Source organism: Aeromonas allosaccharophila (assembly GCF_000819685.1).
Classification (GTDB): Bacteria; Pseudomonadota; Gammaproteobacteria; order Enterobacterales; family Aeromonadaceae; genus Aeromonas; species Aeromonas allosaccharophila.
On the sequence record NZ_CDBR01000042.1, the window covers coordinates 114942 to 130259 of the forward strand.

The 15318-nt window shown below is 61.0% G+C and carries 15 protein-coding genes; 10 read left to right on the forward strand and 5 right to left on the reverse strand.

Translation table 11 applies throughout. The features are described from left to right. Both BN1115_RS09095 and glmU read left to right on the forward strand, forming a co-directional pair. Nucleotides 1–429 carry a F0F1 ATP synthase subunit epsilon gene (locus tag BN1115_RS09095; protein WP_005342354.1) on the forward strand — a complete coding sequence of 143 codons (429 nt, stop codon included), beginning with the start codon at nucleotides 1–3 and terminating at the stop codon, nucleotides 427–429. 95 nt (nucleotides 430–524) lie between these two features. Then, the gene (glmU, locus tag BN1115_RS09100; protein WP_042656890.1) at nucleotides 525–1886 is read left to right on the forward strand and encodes a bifunctional UDP-N-acetylglucosamine diphosphorylase/glucosamine-1-phosphate N-acetyltransferase GlmU; all 1362 of its coding nucleotides are present in this window, start codon (nucleotides 525–527) and stop codon (nucleotides 1884–1886) included. A 56-nt stretch (nucleotides 1887–1942) separates the two neighbouring features. Here the strand turns inward: glmU and creD are convergent, their stop codons facing one another. From creD to blrA, 4 genes are all read right to left on the reverse strand, one after another. Further along, the gene (gene creD / locus BN1115_RS09105; RefSeq protein ID WP_042656891.1) at nucleotides 1943–3316 is read right to left on the reverse strand and encodes a cell envelope integrity protein CreD; all 1374 of its coding nucleotides are present in this window, start codon (nucleotides 3314–3316) and stop codon (nucleotides 1943–1945) included. A 120-nt stretch (nucleotides 3317–3436) separates the two neighbouring features. After that, complete coding sequence (blaOXA, locus tag BN1115_RS09110) at nucleotides 3437–4231, reverse strand: OXA-12 family class D beta-lactamase (protein ID WP_042656892.1); 795 nt, start codon at nucleotides 4229–4231, stop codon at nucleotides 3437–3439. Nucleotides 4232–4327: 96 nt separating this feature from the next. Further along, nucleotides 4328–5749, reverse strand: coding sequence for a beta-lactam sensor histidine kinase BlrB (gene blrB / locus BN1115_RS09115; RefSeq protein WP_042656893.1), 1422 nt, complete (start codon nucleotides 5747–5749; stop codon nucleotides 4328–4330). Beyond that, nucleotides 5746–6420 carry a beta-lactam response regulator transcription factor BlrA gene (gene blrA / locus BN1115_RS09120; protein ID WP_013724228.1) on the reverse strand — a complete coding sequence of 225 codons (675 nt, stop codon included), beginning with the start codon at nucleotides 6418–6420 and terminating at the stop codon, nucleotides 5746–5748. The genes blrB and blrA overlap by 4 nt, the downstream gene beginning before the upstream one ends. 122 nt (nucleotides 6421–6542) lie before the next feature. On the opposite strand from blrA, the gene BN1115_RS09125 reads away from it, so the two are divergent. Continuing rightward, entirely contained in the window at nucleotides 6543–7316 is a 774-nt protein-coding gene (locus BN1115_RS09125) for a DeoR/GlpR family DNA-binding transcription regulator (RefSeq protein WP_042656894.1), read from the forward strand. Between the two features lie 76 nt (nucleotides 7317–7392). Continuing rightward, complete coding sequence (glmS, locus tag BN1115_RS09130; RefSeq protein WP_042656895.1) at nucleotides 7393–9225, forward strand: glutamine--fructose-6-phosphate transaminase (isomerizing); 1833 nt, start codon at nucleotides 7393–7395, stop codon at nucleotides 9223–9225. Nucleotides 9226–9298: 73 nt separating this feature from the next. On the opposite strand, the gene BN1115_RS09135 is transcribed toward glmS, so the two are convergent. Further along, nucleotides 9299–10075 carry a helix-turn-helix transcriptional regulator gene (locus BN1115_RS09135; RefSeq protein WP_005357256.1) on the reverse strand — a complete coding sequence of 259 codons (777 nt, stop codon included), beginning with the start codon at nucleotides 10073–10075 and terminating at the stop codon, nucleotides 9299–9301. 210 nt (nucleotides 10076–10285) lie between these two features. On the opposite strand from BN1115_RS09135, the gene BN1115_RS09140 reads away from it, so the two are divergent. From BN1115_RS09140 to BN1115_RS09165, 6 genes are read left to right on the forward strand one after another with little or no spacing between them, the layout of a single operon-like run. Continuing rightward, nucleotides 10286–11047: a DUF3450 domain-containing protein gene (locus BN1115_RS09140; RefSeq protein WP_042656896.1), complete on the forward strand. Its 762-nt coding sequence runs from the start codon at nucleotides 10286–10288 to the stop codon at nucleotides 11045–11047. After that, complete coding sequence (locus tag BN1115_RS09145) at nucleotides 11044–12348, forward strand: MotA/TolQ/ExbB proton channel family protein (protein ID WP_042656897.1); 1305 nt, start codon at nucleotides 11044–11046, stop codon at nucleotides 12346–12348. Before BN1115_RS09140 ends, BN1115_RS09145 begins: the two co-directional genes overlap by 4 nt. Next, entirely contained in the window at nucleotides 12345–12875 is a 531-nt protein-coding gene (locus tag BN1115_RS09150; protein WP_042656898.1) for a MotA/TolQ/ExbB proton channel family protein, read from the forward strand. Before BN1115_RS09145 ends, BN1115_RS09150 begins: the two co-directional genes overlap by 4 nt. Next, nucleotides 12872–13273: an ExbD/TolR family protein gene (locus tag BN1115_RS09155; RefSeq protein ID WP_005339369.1), complete on the forward strand. Its 402-nt coding sequence runs from the start codon at nucleotides 12872–12874 to the stop codon at nucleotides 13271–13273. The genes BN1115_RS09150 and BN1115_RS09155 overlap by 4 nt, the downstream gene beginning before the upstream one ends. Beyond that, entirely contained in the window at nucleotides 13270–13932 is a 663-nt protein-coding gene (locus BN1115_RS09160; protein WP_042656899.1) for an energy transducer TonB, read from the forward strand. The genes BN1115_RS09155 and BN1115_RS09160 overlap by 4 nt, the downstream gene beginning before the upstream one ends. Before the next feature lie 2 nt (nucleotides 13933–13934). Beyond that, nucleotides 13935–15119 (forward strand): tetratricopeptide repeat protein, encoded by a 1185-nt coding sequence (locus tag BN1115_RS09165; protein WP_042656900.1) that lies wholly within the window; start codon nucleotides 13935–13937, stop codon nucleotides 15117–15119. Nucleotides 15120–15318: the final 199 nt, after the last annotated feature.

Genomic DNA, 15318 nt, shown 5'->3' on the forward strand with positions numbered 1-15318 from the left:
ATGGCAGAGATGATCTCCTTTCACCTGGATGTGGTGAGCGCCGAAGGAAAACTGTTTTCCGGTCGCGTGCAAACTGCTCAGGTATCAGGCTCCGAAGGTGAGTTGGGTCTCCGCCACGGTCATGCTCCGTTGCTGACTGCCATCAAGCCGGGCCTGGTCCGCTTGGTGAAGCAGAACGGAACTGAAGAGGTGCTGTACATCTCCGGCGGTATGCTGGAAGTACAACCTGAATCCGTGACCGTGCTGGCGGACACCGCGATTCGAGCTGACGACTTGGATGAGGCGAAAGCCCAGGAAGCCAAGCGCGCAGCCGAAGAGCGGATCCACAGCTCCCATGGTGATATCGACTACGCCCAGGCCGCTACCGAGCTGGCCAAGGCGATGGCTCAACTGCGAGTCATCGATATCGTCAAAAAGAATTACCGCTAATAACGGTGATGTAAAAAGCGACCTTCGGGTCGCTTTTTTTTTACCCGTTCGATAGACTCCGCCGAGAATTTCCACACAAGTTCAAGGTCGAAGTCATGTCTCTCAACGTCGTGATCCTGGCGGCGGGTAAAGGTACCCGCATGCGTTCCACTCTGCCCAAGGTACTGCACCCGGTAGCCAACAAACCCATGGTTTCCCATGTGATCGATACCGCCCGTCAGGTCGGTGCCGAGCAGTTGCATCTGGTCTATGGCCACGGTGCCGAGCTGCTGAAAGAGCGGATCGTCGCCGCCGATGTCAACTGGGTGCTGCAGGCGCAGCAGTTGGGGACCGGTCACGCCGTCGCCCAGGCCATCCCGTTCTGGCAGGATGAAGACGATGTGTTGGTGCTGTACGGCGATACCCCGCTGATCCAGCCAGAGACCCTGCAACGACTGCTGGCTGCCAAGGCAAGCGATGGCATGGCACTGCTGACCGTGGTGCTGGACAACCCCACCGGCTATGGCCGCATTGTCCGTGAAAACGGTCAGGTGGTCGGCATCGTCGAGCAGAAAGATGCCAACGCCGAGCAGCTGACCATCCGCGAAGTGAACACCGGCGTGCTGGTGGCCAACGGCGGCCAGCTGCGCAGCTGGCTCTCCCGTCTGGACAACAAGAATGCCCAGGGCGAGTTCTACCTGACCGACGTGATCGCCATGGCGCACGGCGATGGCTGCCCGATCGCGGCGGTCCATCCGGAGCGTGCCGCCGAGGTGGAAGGGGCCAACAACCGGGTCCAGCTGGCAGCCCTTGAGCGCAGCTACCAGCAGATGCAGGCCGAGAAGCTGATGATCGCCGGTGCTACCCTGATCGACCCGGCCCGCTTCGATCTACGCGGAACCCTCGAGATCGGTGAAGAGGTGGTGATCGATGTCAACGTCATCATCGAAGGCAAGGTAACCCTCGGCAACCACGTCCGTATCGGTGCCGGTGCCGTGCTGAAGGATTGCGTCATTGGCGATCACACCGAGGTTAAGCCCTACTCCATCGTTGAAGGGGCTCAGGTGGCGGATCAGTGCTCGGTCGGCCCGTTTGCCCGTCTGCGCCCGGGTGCCGTGCTGGAGCAGGATGCCCACGTCGGCAACTTCGTCGAGATGAAGAAGGCCCGTCTGGGGGTTGGTTCCAAGTGTGGTCACCTCACCTATCTGGGGGATGCCGAGGTGGGTGCCAAGGTGAATATCGGTGCCGGTACCATCACCTGCAACTACGACGGCGTGAACAAGTTCCAGACCATCATCGAGGATGATGTGTTTGTCGGTTCCGATACCCAGCTGGTGGCGCCGGTGCGCATCGGCAAGGGTGCAACCCTGGGGGCAGGTTCCACCATCACCAAGGATGTGGCCGAGAACGAGCTGGTGATCACCCGGGTGCCCCAGCGCCACATCAAGAACTGGGCTCGCCCGGTCAAGAAGAAGTGATGCCCGATCAATAAAATAGAACCGGCGCCTGATGGCGCCGGTTTTTTTTGGACTTATCACTGATGGTTGGTGTCACCGGTCGATGGCTGGGGGGCCGCCCATGTGGTGGTGGGGGCGCTGTAGTCCATCACCTGATACCAGTCGAGCTTGCGGGTCAGCGTCATGATTAGTGCCAGAGTGGCAAACAGCAGCAGGGCACCGAGCAGCAAGGCGATCTCTTCGGCCTGCAGCAGGCTGTAGAGGATGGCATAGACCAGCCCGAGCAGTGCCGCGAAACCTATCCCCTGCTTCGGGCCGCCCAGTACATGGCTCAGATAGAAGCCGTTGAGCAGCACGCTGGCCAGTGCGGCCACCAGATAGGCCCAGCCAAAGCCGAGGTGCTCGGTCAGTGCCAGCAGCACCAGATAGAAGATGGCCAGCCCCATGCCCACCAGCGCGTACTGGATCGGGTGGACCCGCAGCCCCTTGAGCAGCTCGAACATGAAGAAGCTGATAAAGGTGAGGCCGATAAACAGCAGGGCATATTTGGCCGCCCGCTCGTTGAGCTGATAGTGATCCACCGGCTGCACCAGACTGACGCTGAAGCTGGAGAGATTGCTATCGCCCCCGTTCATCATCCGGTTGAAGCGGGTCTCCATGTCGCTGGCAAACCAGCTGGTTTGCCAGTTGGCCTCAAACCCTTGCGGGCTCAGGGTGCGACTGCCCGGCAGAAAGTCGCCGATAAAGTTGGGATGGGGCCAGTTGCCCGCCAGCAGCAGGGTGCTCTCCTTGCCCAGCGGCACTATGTCGAGGGCGTTCATCCCCTGCAGATTGAGCTCCAGATGAAAGGTGCCATCCTGCTGCGGCAGGCTGTCGAGCGGGGCATGGATACCCGCCAGCGCGTCACCGAGGCGGGCACCGGGGGCAAACGGGATCCGCTGTGTGCCGAGCTGCAGTTCGGGCACGCTGTTGATACCGCGAGCATCGGAGAGCACCAGGCTCAGGTAGGGTTTGCCCGCCACCAGCTCGGCCGTTTCACCGAGCTGTGGGGTCGTGCTATCCAGCAGACTCTGTCGGGTAGGCAGGCGGCCGGAGAGGGTGAGCCGGGTCTGATAGACCTGCGCTTGATAGATGCCGAGCTTGCGCGGGGTGACCTCCATGTTGGCCTTGATATCCAACTGCTCCGGCAGCCGGTAGCGGTAGAGCTGCTCCTGACGGACGAAACGCTTGCCCTCCTGCTCGACCGTGACCGAGCGGGTATAGGGCTGTACCAGGATAGGCCCCATCAGCCGTTGCGGGCCGCTACTGCTGGCCATGATGCTGTGAATGGCCTGACTGCGGTAAGCCTGACGCTCCCGGTTGAGCTCCATGATGGATTGCACCGGCACCATCAACAGCAGGCTGAGCAATAGCAGCAGAAAGATCTTGTGGGTGAATATCTGTTTGACCATGACACGTCTCCTTGTTGGATGGAGCGAGTCTGTCAGCTTGGCGTGAAGTGGTGATGGGCTTGTGTGAAGTGGTGGTGAAGGGGGATAAAAAAACCGGCATTGCGCCGGCTTCTGGAGTAATTACAGGGTCTTCAGCTTCCCGGGCAGGGCGGCCAGCACCTCCTCTTTCGCCTTGAGGGAGGCGAACTGCTTGCCGGGCTTTTGCACCACGGTATGGACGAAGATGAGTTGCTTGCCCGGTTTGCTGGCCCAGCCGACGAACCAGCCGATCTGCTGATCGCGGTTGAGGCTGCCATCCAGCTTCTTCGGGTAGCCCATGCCGGTCTTGCCGTGGATCTGCCAGCCGTCGATCTCGCTCACCTTGAGGATATTGGCGGTGTGCTGCAGGGTTTGCGCCGAAACAGGCAGCTTGCCGCTCACCATCTTGCCGAGGAAGCGGGCCTGCTCCTCCGGGCTGATGGCAAGGCTGGAGCTTAGCCAGGCCTGGGTCAGGCCGTCATGCTTGCCCGGATTGCCGGAGAGATCCCGGTTGCCGTAGTCGAAGCGGTCGACGTATTGCTGGAAGCGTTCCATCCCCAGCCATTCGGTGATCTGCTGGGAGAACCAGACCACCGAGTAGGTTTCCCAGCGGCGCGGCGTGGTGGTTTCGCGCCAGGCGGGCAGCCAGTCGTCGTAACCCGGTTTGAAGGGCAGCGCCGGATGCTCTTCATCCACCAGAAAACCGCTGTCGTAACCCATCAGCGCCAGCGGGATCTTGAAGGTAGACGCTGGCGGCAGCTGGCTGGAGCAGTCCCCTTCGCTGGAGAGGGTCTGGCCGTTGCCGTCAGCATAGAGAAAACAGCCGCTGGCGGCGGAGGCTGGCAGAGCGGCGAGCAGACCGGCAGCCAGCAGGCTGGAGAGAAGCAGGCGGGACATAGCATTTCCTTGAGCAAATGGATGAGGCTAATCAATAAGATAAGGCGGCAGTTTAACGCCGCTTTGTGTGGTGAATGTGAAGTGGTGGGGAGGTGACTAGGCGAATGGCAGCCAGAGTTCCGCCAGCACACCACCTTCCGGCCGATTGGCGAGGGTCAGGCGGCCACCATGCTGGTGGGCCACCTCATGGGCGAAGCTGAGCCCCAGACCGCTGCTCTTGCCCTTGTCCGGGCGTGGCAGGGAGTAGAAGCGCTCGAAGATGCGCGGCAGGGCGTAGTCGGGAATGCCGGGGCCGCTGTCGGTGACCCGAAAACAGTAGCCCTCCCCCTGCTGGCTGCCGCTCAGGGTGACCAGCCCGTTGGCGGGAGAGAAGTCGATGGCGTTATCCAGCAGGTTGCCGATGGCCTGCTCCACCAGCAGCGGGTCCCACTTCTGTTTCGGTGCGCTGGCCAGTTCGGCCACCAACTCGACCTGACGGCGCTGGGCGATGATCTGGCGAGCATCGAGGGTGCGCTTGCCCAGTTTTGCCGGTTCCACCGACTGGCGATCCAGCCCCTGCCCCGACTCCAGTCGTGCCAGTTGCAGCATGCGCTCGATCAGCTGCTGCATGCGGGCGGTTTCCAGATTGATGTTGCCGATAAAGCGTTTGGCGACTTCGGGAGGCGGCGTTTCGGCCAAAATCTCCCCTGCCCCGCGAATGGCGGCCAGCGGGCTCTTCAGCTCGTGGGTCAGGCTATGGACGTAGTCCTCGATGTAACTTTTGCCATCAAGCTGGTGGCGCATGGTCTCCAGCGAGCGGCCGAGCCGATCCAGCTCGACGGTGTGCAGCCGTGGCAGCGGTGCCGCCTCCCCCTTGCTGACCGAGTCGGCGTAGTGCACCAGCTTGCCGATGGCGCGGTTGAGCCACCACACCAGCAGGCTGCCGATCAGCAGCGAGATGAGCAGCATCTGGCCGCCGGCCCGCAGCAGCTCCTGCTCCCCGCGCTCGATGGCGGGCATCAGGGTGCGATTCGGTTTGGCGACGGTGAGGGAGCCGATGATCTCGGCCCCTTCCCGCAGCGGCGCCGCCACATACATGGTCGAGCTGGCGGCATCATCGGGATCGGTGCGGGTGCTGCGGGCGCCATACTGGCCGCGCAGGGTACGGTAGACATCGTTCCAGCGGGAATAGTCCTTGCCCAGATCCGTGCCGTCGGAGTCGTAAATCACCATGCCCTGCCGGTCAGTGACATAGATGCGGTACTCCGCCTGCTGCTTGAGGTGGCCGTCGATCATCGCATTGATGGGATTCTGGTTGAGGCGGGCGAAGGCGCTGGCCAACCGCCCGTTCATCATATTGCCCTCTTGCAGATCATCCAGCGCCAGAGGCGCCAGCAGCTGGGTCATGTCCACCAGAGTATCCTCGGTGGCGCTGCGCACCCCGGGTTTTATCTCCTCGACGAAGATCTCCAGCACGAACCAGGCGGCCAGCGCGAAGATCAGCAGCAGGCCGCACAGCAGTTGCAGCCCGAGTCTCATGCCAGCTCCAGGCTGTAGCCCAGTCCACGATGGGTGAGGATCAGGTTGGCCTCGGGATCATGCTCGCGCAGCTTGGCGCGGATGGTCTTGATATGGGTATCGACGGTGCGATCCAGACTCTCCTCCGCATCCTGCCACACCAGATCCATCAGCTGCTGGCGGGAGTAGACTCGGCCCGGCGCCAGCATCAGGGTCTTGAGCAGCAGATATTCGTAGCGGGTGAGGGCCAGCGGCTGGCCGCGAAAATGGATGCGGGCCCGCTCCTCATCCAGCACCAGCAGGGCGCTGGGTTGGGGGGCGACGGGTTGGCTGCGGCGCAGGATGACCCGCACCCGGGCACACACCTCCCGTGGCGAGAAGGGCTTGGCCACATAGTCGTCGGCCCCGATCTCCAGCCCGATCAGCCGGTCTATCTCCTCGCTGCGGGCGGTGAGGAACATCAGGGGAATATCGGTCAGCGCCCTCACCTGCTTGCAGAGTTCGAAGCCGCTGATGTCGGGCAGCCCCACATCGAGGATCAGGAAGTCGGGTCGCGTCTGTTCCAGTCGTGTCAGCAACTGCTGGCCCAACATGAACCACTCCACCTCGAACCCGTCGGTCTGCAGGGCATAAATCAGGGTGTCGGCGATGCTGGCCTCATCCTCCACCAGCCAGATGACTCTCTTTTGCATGGCATCCTCGTCGCAAATTGGCCCCCCATTCTGGCATCGAACCAAATCGGATCCTATTTGCTGTTTTATTTTTCCGAAAAAGGGGCTAATATTTCGATGTTCTTTCGAATCGAAACTTAAAAATGACCAAACGTAATACTCAACAACGCCGCCACACCATAGTGACCCTGGTACAAGAGCAGGGTGAAGTGAGTGTCGATACCCTCGCCAAACACTTTTCTACCTCCGAAGTGACCATCCGTAAAGATCTGGCGGTGCTGGAGACCGGTGGTCTGCTGCTGCGCCGTTACGGTGGTGCCGTCCCCTTGCCGAGCGAGATGGTGGTCGAGGTCAACCCCGAACAAGTTTCGAACCGAAAGTTAGCCATTGCCCGTGCGGCGGCCGAGCGGCTGCGTGATCACAACCGCGTCATCATCGACAGCGGCAGCACCACCAGCGCCATGATCCCCATGCTGGGCAACAAGCGCGGCCTCATCGTGATGACCAACTCCCTCAATGTGGCTGGTGCCCTGCGCGAGCTGGAGAACGAGCCCACCCTGCTGATGACCGGTGGCACCTGGGATCCCCACTCCGAATCCTTCCAGGGTCAGGTGGCGGAACAGGTGCTGCGCTCCTACGACTTCGACCAGCTCTTTATCGGTGCCGATGGCATCGACCCGGAGCGTGGCACCACCACCTTCAACGAGCTGGTGGGCTTGTCGCGGGTCATGGCCGAGGTGTCGCGGGAGGTCATTGTGATGGTCGAGTCGGAAAAGATCGGCCGCAAGATCCCCAATCTCGAACTGCCCTGGTCGAGCATTCATACCCTGGTGACCGACGAGGGGCTGGCCAGCGAGGCCAGAGAACAGATTCAAGCTCAGGGGGTGACGCTTATTTGCGTCCCCGTCAGTCACTGACAGTCAGTCTGCTGACCTCGAGCTCTGAACCATCCAACTGTTTTTTTTTTACGATTTGCATCTCAAGGAGAAGTGTATGTGTGGCATCGTCGGGGCTGTTGCCCAACGTGATGTGGCTGAAATTCTGGTAGAGGGCCTGCGCCGTCTGGAGTACCGCGGTTATGACTCCGCCGGTGTGGCCGTATTCAGCGCCAACCAGCCGCTGCAGCGGGTGCGCCGTCTGGGCAAGGTGGCCGAGCTGGCCAAGGCGCTCGACGAGCAGTCCGTCCATGGTGGTACCGGCATCGCCCATACCCGCTGGGCCACCCACGGCGAGCCTTCCGAGCGCAACGCCCACCCCCACGTCTCCGAGCATATCGTGGTGGTGCACAACGGCATCATCGAGAACCACGAAGAGCTGCGGGAAGAGTTGAAGGCGCTGGGCTATGTGTTCAGCTCCGACACCGACACCGAGGTGATTGCCCATCTGGTCCATCACGAGCTGAAGAGCGCCCCCAGCCTGCTGGTCGCCATGCAGATTGCGGTGAAGCAGCTGCGCGGTGCCTACGGTACCGTGGTGATGGACAGCCGCGATGACAGCCGCGTGGTGGTTGCCCGCTCCGGTTCACCGTTGGTGATCGGCCGTGGCATCGGCGAAAACTTCATCGCCTCCGATCAGATGGCGCTGCTGCCGGTGACCCGCCGTTTCATCTTCCTGGAAGAGGGTGATGTGGCCGAGGTGACCCGTCGCGACGTACACATCTTCGATACCAACGGCAACGCCGTGGTGCGCGAGGAGCAGGAGTCCGAGCTCTCCCATGATGCCGGTGACAAGGGCGAATACCGCCACTACATGCTCAAAGAGATCTACGAGCAGCCCAAAGCCATCACCAATACCCTGGAAGGGCGTCTTGGCAGCGATCACGTGGTGGTCGAATCCTTCGGCAACGGTGCCCGCGCCATCTTCGACAAGGTCGAGCACGTGCAGATCGTCGCCTGTGGCACCTCCTACAACTCCGGCATGGTGGCCCGCTACTGGTTCGAAGAGATCGCTGGCGTCTCCTGCGATGTGGAGATCGCCTCCGAGTTCCGCTATCGCAAATCGGTGGTGCGCCCCAACAGCCTGCTGGTGACCCTCTCCCAGAGTGGCGAGACCGCCGATACCCTGGCGGCGCTGCGTCTGGCCAAGGAGTCCGGCTACATGAGCTCGCTGGCTATCTGCAACGTACCGGGCTCCTCGCTGGTGCGTGAATCGGATCTGGCATTCATGACCCGTGCCGGTGCTGAAATTGGCGTGGCCTCTACCAAGGCGTTCACCACCCAGCTGGCTGGCCTGCTGATGCTGGTGGCCTCGGTCGGTCACTGCCGTGGCAACCTGAGCGCGGCCGCCGAGGCCGAACTGGTCAAGGCGCTGCAAGCCCTGCCGCTGCGTATTAAAGAGAGCCTGGCGCTGGCCAAGGATATCGAAACCCTGGCCGAAGAGTTTGCCGACAAGCACCACAGCCTGTTCCTCGGCCGTGGCAGCCAGTACCCCATCGCCATGGAAGGGGCGCTCAAGCTCAAGGAGATCTCCTACATCCACGCAGAAGCCTATGCCGCTGGTGAACTGAAGCACGGCCCGTTGGCGCTGATCGATGCCGAGATGCCCATCATTGTGGTGGCACCGAACAACGATCTGCTGGAGAAGCTCAAGTCCAACGTGGAAGAGGTGCGTGCCCGTGGCGGTATCCTCTACGTGTTCGCCGATGCCGATACCGGCTTCAAGAGCGACGAGACCATGCGAGTCATGAACCTGAACCACGTGGAAGAGATGATCGCGCCAATCGTCTATACCGTGCCGCTGCAGCTGCTCTCCTACCACGTCGCCCTGATCAAGGGCACCGACGTGGACCAGCCGCGCAACCTGGCAAAATCGGTGACCGTTGAGTAAGTCACTCTCTGATAAGTCACTTTTTGAAATGAAAAAGAGCCGCAATTGCGGCTCTTTTTGTTTCGGCTGAGGGTTACGACAGCCGCAGATTGGTGATGGTCACCTCGTCGAGGGAGGGCACTATGATGCCGCTGGTGATCCCTTTGGCGATGGCTTGGCTGCGGTTCTTCGAATCGGTCTTGTTGGTCACCTGGGTCAGGTGGAAGTTGACCGTCCGCTCACTGATGCCGAGGATGGTGGCGATCTCCCAGGAGGTCTTGCCCTCGCTGGCCCAGAACAGACACTCCTTCTCCCGATCCGACAGTTCGGTCAGGTATTTCATCATATCCGGTCTGCTTTTGATCAGTTGCAGCGCGGAGTTGAAGATGTAGCTGGCGCAGAACGACAGCAGCGGAACATTTTCAAACATCAGATCGGAGTTGGATTTCTCCTTGGTGATGAATGAGAGGATGCCGTGCTCCCCCTGCGGGGTGTGCAGCGGAAAGGAGACGCCATTGCGTACCCCGAAATCGGCCGCCAGGTTCATCACGTCGCGGCTGGCGCTGGGTAGCCAAGGCGAATCGCAGTCGAGCTTGTTCCAGAAGATCGGCTGGGTCTGTTTCAGCCCCAGATAGACCACCGGATCCTGGGTCAGATACTGGTTTTCGCTGTAGGCGTCAAACCAGGTGGTCGGACAGTTGTTGAACAGTGCCACGTGGGATTTTTGCATGCTGATGGGGAAAATAATCAGCAGCCGAAAGTAATCAAAGCCCATTTGATGACTGAAGCGCTCCAGCAGTTGCTGGATATCGCTGGTTTTTGTTGCCTTGGTGAACTTGTCGATATGTTCCCAGATCGCATCGTTGAGCATTACTTTCTCCTTTTTCGATCTCTATCACACTGATCGAAAAGATTTTTTCTCGTTATTTATATTTGTGCGGTGGCTATTGGCGCCACTTATTCCGTGCGTGCTTAAAAATTATCCTGTTTTTGTGCATAAAGGCCAAGGAAATCCTCTCGTTGCCAGTCTGCGCTGCATTTGAGATAATGATAATAGTTATCATTAATAAGATGTATTTCAATGAACAAGTTATGGGGTGTGGCCCTGCTGCCACTGTCAGTCCACTTTGCTGCCATCGGGGATGAGCTGGTTGCTCCCGCTCTCAAGAACAGCATAGCTGCCGGGAAAGCCTCCCAGCAGCGGGTGGAAAAAGCCGCCGATGCCGCCGTTGCCGCACGACTGGAGCTGCAAAATGCCCAGCTGCAACTGCGCGACCTCGAAGCCTACAACCGCTACATGCAATCTCTGGTGGCCGATCAGCAAAATGAGCTGGGTAAATTGAGCCAGCAGCTGGAAGCGGTGCAAGAGACCCGTCAGGGCTTGATCCCGCTGATGCTGCAGATGCAGGGAGATCTGGAACAGCTGGTGCAAAACGATATCCCGCTGCGCAAGGAAGATCGGCTGGCGCGGGTTGAACAGTTGAAAGCGACGCTGGCCCGTGCCGACGTGAGCGAGGCGGAGAAATTCCGCCAGCTGCTGCAGGCCTATCAGATCGAAGCCGAGTACGGCAGCCGGATGGACAGCTATTCCACCGAGCTGGAGCTGGATGGTGCCCCGCGTCGGGTCGATGTGCTGGCGCTGGGTCGGGTCTCCCTGCTGGCGATGACTGCCGATCGCAGTCAGGCATGGCGCTGGTCTGCCGAGGCGAAGCAGTGGCAAGCCCTCGACAGCCAGTGGCTCTCCCCCATTGCCGAGGCGATGGACGTGGCTGCCGACAAGAAAGTTCCCCAGTTGCTCAGTGTTCCCCTCTCTGTCAGCCGTAGTCAGGAGGCCCAATCATGAGAGTCACCATGAAGTGGTTCCCCCTCCTTATTGCCCTCTCCAGCGGTGCCAACGCCGCTGTCGCCGATGAGTGGCAGCAGCAGGAACAGGCTCGTGAGCAGCAGGCTCAGCAAGATCTGGCGACCGTTGCCAGGGAGCTCGGCACTGCCCGCGCCAGACTGACCGAGGCCCAGCGCCTGAGCAAGGAGCTGGCCAGCCAGTTCGCCAGCAACGAGAAGCAACTGGTCGAACTCAACGCCCAGTGGGAGCAAGCCTCCGGCGACATGAACGAGATCTTCGCGGTTACCCGTCAGGGCGCCAGCGATGCAGTCAAGCTGCTGAGCGAATCCGCCGTCGAGGGCCAGTACCCAGAGCGTCTCGCCCCGCTGAAAGCCATGGCACAGGATAAACAGGTGCCGGATCGCGCCGCCCTCGCCCTGCTGCCCGCCACTCTGCTGCAGGAGATCCGCGAATCTGGCCAGATTGCCCAATTTAACGGCAAGGTGCTCGATGCCCAGGGGGCTGCCAGCGAGCAGTCGCTGACCCGGGTTGGCAGCTTTGCCCTGCTGGGGAGCGACGGCTTCCTGCAACCGACCGCCGAAGGCTTGAGCCCGGTACTGGGTCTGCCCGGTAGCGTGCTCTCTGCCGTTGCGGCTTATCAGGGTCAGGAAGGGGAAGCGCTGCCGCTGGATCCTGCTCATGGCGCTCTGCTGGCGATGTTGGCGCAGGCGCCCACCTTCTGGCAGCAGGTACAGCAAGGTGGTCAGGTTGGTGCCATTATCGTGCTGCTGGCCGCCATCGGTTTGGGAATTGCGGCGGTACGGCTGTGGAGCCTCTCCCGTGAGCTGGGTCGGGTTCGTCGCCAGCTCAAGAGCGGCGAGTACCATGCCGACAATGCCCTCGGTCGAGTGCTGACGGTAGCTGACAAGCATCCCGAGCTGAGCATGGAGACCCTCGAACTGCGTCTTGATGAGGCAATCCTGCAGGAGACCCCTCGCATGGAGCGCGGCATCGGCATGGTCAAGGTGATCGCGGCCATCGCCCCCATGCTGGGTCTGCTCGGAACTGTGACCGGGATGATCGGCACCTTCCAGGCCATCACCCAGTTTGGCACCGGCGATCCCAAGATCATGGCGGGCGGCATCTCCATGGCGCTGGTCACCACGGTACAGGGTCTGGTGGCGGCCATTCCGCTGATCCTGGCTCACAGCCTGCTGCAATCGCGCTTCACCGAGCTCTCCAATGTATTGGAGCAGCAGGTGGCCGGCATTCTGGCCGAGCGCGCCGAGAGCAATAACGGTGGGATGGAGCGAGCAGCATGATGCTCGACATCTGGCAACAGCTGCAGAGCTTCATGGGCCGTGGCGGCCCGGTGCTCTGGGTCATTCTGGCCCTGCTGGTGTTGATGTGGATTTTGATGATCGAGCGGTTGCTCTACCTCAATCTGGGTTTCGGCCCGCTGCAGCAACAGCTGCTCGGCCGCTGGCAGGCACGCAGCGAGCGCCACAGCTGGCACGCCCGGGCGATCCGCAGCCGCTGGCTGGCGCAAGCCGAGCTGGAACTGAACCGTCATCTGATCTTCATCCGCACCCTGGTGGTGCTCTGCCCCATGCTGGGGTTGCTGGGCACTGTGACCGGCATGATCGGCGTATTCGATGCGTTGGCCGCGGCCAACCGCTTTAACCCGGAGAGCATGGCGGGCGGGATCTCCCGCGCCACCATCCCCACCATGGCTGGCATGGTGGTGGCGCTCTCTGGCGTGTTGTTACTCAGTCGGCTCGAGAGTCAGGCCAAGCGTGCGCTGGTCAAGACCCGGGACGGCCTGCGAGAAGAGAAGGTAATGCAATGAGACGGCAATCCAAACGCCAGCGTGACGAAGTGCAGATCGACATGACCCCCATGCTGGATATCGTGTTCATCATGCTGATCTTCTTTATTGTCACCACCTCCTTCGTGCGCGAAGCCGGGCTCGAGGTACACAGACCCCAGGCCAGTCAGGCCAAGGCGCAGAAATCCTCCAGCATCATGCTGGCGATCGGGGCCCAGGGTCAGATCTTCCTCGACCGCAAGCAGATCGATGTGGAGCGGGTACAGGCCACCATCGCCCGCCTGTTGGCGGAGCAGCCCGATGCCAGTCTGGTGATCCAGGCCGACGAGCGGGTGCCCCACGGCAAGGTCGTGCGGGTGATGGATGAGGCCAAGGCGGCTGGTATCGCCAATATCGCCGTGGCGGTGGCGCCGAAATGAAATACAAGTTGATGAGCCTGGGACTGGGGATTGCCCTCAGTCTGGGCATCCTGCTGTTTATGGCCACGCTGGTTGAGCCGCCCCGAGGCGAGAAGGTGGCGAGTGAACAGAAGCCCATCGTCATCAATATGCAGAACGAGGTGACCGAGGTGCAGGTGCGGGAGCGTCCAGTGCCGCAGGAGCCAGAGCCTCTGCCAGAGCCTCCCGCCGCATTGGCCTCGACTCCACTGCCGATGCCGGCAGCAGCCCCTTTGGCGGCCGTTGAGCCGAGTCTGGATCTGGTCTCCAGTCTCAGCGCTGTGCAGGTCTATGCCCCCGGTGTGGCGACCAGTACCGCACCGGTATTGAGTGGCAACTACCACGGCCAGCAGCAGGGGGCGGGCATCGGCGTCGGTGACATGCTGATGCCGCTGCAACGGATCGAGCCGGTCTATCCCTATCGTGCCCAGCAGTCAGGGATCGAAGGATTCGTCACCCTGCGCTTTAGCGTGAATGCCGAAGGTGGCGTGCAGGATGTGGAAGTGGTCGAGGCCAAGCCCAAGCGTCAGTTCGAGCGGGCGGCCATTCAGGCGATCAACAAGTGGCGCTATCAGCCGAGACCGGGCGCCACCGACAAGCTGGTGCAAGTCATCACGCTCAAATTCAAACTGGAGTCATAACTATGTTGCGGATCTGGATCTGTCTGCTGGCCCTGGTCGGCCAAGCCTGTCTGGCGATGGAGGTCAGCCCTCACTTCTCCCGTCAGCTTGAACCCGTGATGAAGCTCTATCAGTCTGGCCAGTGGCAACAGGCCCAGAGCAAGACGTCCGGCCTCAAGCCAAGTAGCGATGCTGAGCGTGCCTGGCTGGCGCAGCTGCAAGCCTCGCTTGCGGCCAACCTGCAACAGACCGCCCAGGCGAGCCGTTATGTGGAGCAGGCTCTCACCTATAAAGAGTGGCCCGAGCAGCAACAGCTCCAGCTGCTGCGACTGCGCGGCGATATTCAGGCTCAGCAATCCAACTGGTCTGGCGCCATCGCCAGCTACAAGGCGGCGCTGGCACTGAAGCAAGACGATGCACTGCGCCTGCGCCTGCGGCTGGCCGGCCTCTATTACCACAACAAGCAGTACGGTGACGCCGCCAGCCAGAGCGAACAGTTGTTGAAGAAGGGTTGGCAGAAGCAGGCCGCCATTATTCGTCTCTCTGCCCTCACCGCCCAGCAACGTTATGGTGTGGCAGCCGATCAGGCGGCCGAGCTGATCCGTCACGAGCCGACAGAGAGCAAATGGTGGCAACAGGCGGTATCGCTCAACCTCTCCGCCAAACGTGGCGATCAGGCGCTGGCACTGTTGCAGACCGCCATCGACAGAAAACTGATGGATGACGCGTCAGCCCGCAATCAGCTGATCCGCCTCTATGCCTGGCAAGGGCTGCCTTATCGTGGTGCCCGTCTGCTGGAAGCGGCCATGGCCAAGGGACAGATGAAGCAAAGTGCGGAAAACCGCCAACTGCTGGCCCAATTATGGGAAGGTGCCCGGGAGTGGTCACAAGCGGTCGATAGCTGGCAACAGCTGGCCAACCAGCACGGTCAGCCCAAAGCCGCCATGCGCGCCGCCGAACTGCTGCTGCAACAAGGCAAGACAGATGCCGCCATGACCCAGCTCGCCGCCATCACATCGGTGAAAGGCGAGCAAGGCAATCGTGCCAAAGCATTGCTGGTGCAGGCACACCTTAATAAGGAGCAGTATGCCCAGGCGCTGGAACTGGCCCGTGAGCTGCAGCAACAGGATAACTGGCAGCAGAAGGCAACCAGCTGGGTCAACTATATCCGGGCACAAAGCGAAGAGTTGAGCAAAAAAGCGGCATAAATGTGGTGCCAAGGGGCTGTTTTGGGGTGTTCAGTTCGCTTTTTCAGCAAACGAACGCATTTTTGCAAAAAGCACTTGTCATCCCGGCGCGGCTCCATATAATGCGCCCCTACCAGCACGGCGGAACACGCCGGACTGATGAGCCAGCTTCCTAGCGAAGTGGGCGCCGAAAGAAAAGTGAAAACAATCGCTTGACTTT

Coding starts and splice junctions, on each gene's coding strand:
- BN1115_RS09095 (WP_005342354.1), top strand. CDS start 1: ATGGCAGAGATGATCTCCTTTCACCTGGATGTGGTGAGCGCCGAAGGA.
- glmU (WP_042656890.1), top strand. CDS start 525: ATGTCTCTCAACGTCGTGATCCTGGCGGCGGGTAAAGGTACCCGCATG.
- creD (WP_042656891.1), bottom strand. CDS start 3,316: ATGGTCAAACAGATATTCACCCACAAGATCTTTCTGCTGCTATTGCTC.
- blaOXA (WP_042656892.1), bottom strand. CDS start 4,231: ATGTCCCGCCTGCTTCTCTCCAGCCTGCTGGCTGCCGGTCTGCTCGCC.
- blrB (WP_042656893.1), bottom strand. CDS start 5,749: ATGAGACTCGGGCTGCAACTGCTGTGCGGCCTGCTGCTGATCTTCGCG.
- blrA (WP_013724228.1), bottom strand. CDS start 6,420: ATGCAAAAGAGAGTCATCTGGCTGGTGGAGGATGAGGCCAGCATCGCC.
- BN1115_RS09125 (WP_042656894.1), top strand. CDS start 6,543: ATGACCAAACGTAATACTCAACAACGCCGCCACACCATAGTGACCCTG.
- glmS (WP_042656895.1), top strand. CDS start 7,393: ATGTGTGGCATCGTCGGGGCTGTTGCCCAACGTGATGTGGCTGAAATT.
- BN1115_RS09135 (WP_005357256.1), bottom strand. CDS start 10,075: ATGCTCAACGATGCGATCTGGGAACATATCGACAAGTTCACCAAGGCA.
- BN1115_RS09140 (WP_042656896.1), top strand. CDS start 10,286: ATGAACAAGTTATGGGGTGTGGCCCTGCTGCCACTGTCAGTCCACTTT.
- BN1115_RS09145 (WP_042656897.1), top strand. CDS start 11,044: ATGAGAGTCACCATGAAGTGGTTCCCCCTCCTTATTGCCCTCTCCAGC.
- BN1115_RS09150 (WP_042656898.1), top strand. CDS start 12,345: ATGATGCTCGACATCTGGCAACAGCTGCAGAGCTTCATGGGCCGTGGC.
- BN1115_RS09155 (WP_005339369.1), top strand. CDS start 12,872: ATGAGACGGCAATCCAAACGCCAGCGTGACGAAGTGCAGATCGACATG.
- BN1115_RS09160 (WP_042656899.1), top strand. CDS start 13,270: ATGAAATACAAGTTGATGAGCCTGGGACTGGGGATTGCCCTCAGTCTG.
- BN1115_RS09165 (WP_042656900.1), top strand. CDS start 13,935: ATGTTGCGGATCTGGATCTGTCTGCTGGCCCTGGTCGGCCAAGCCTGT.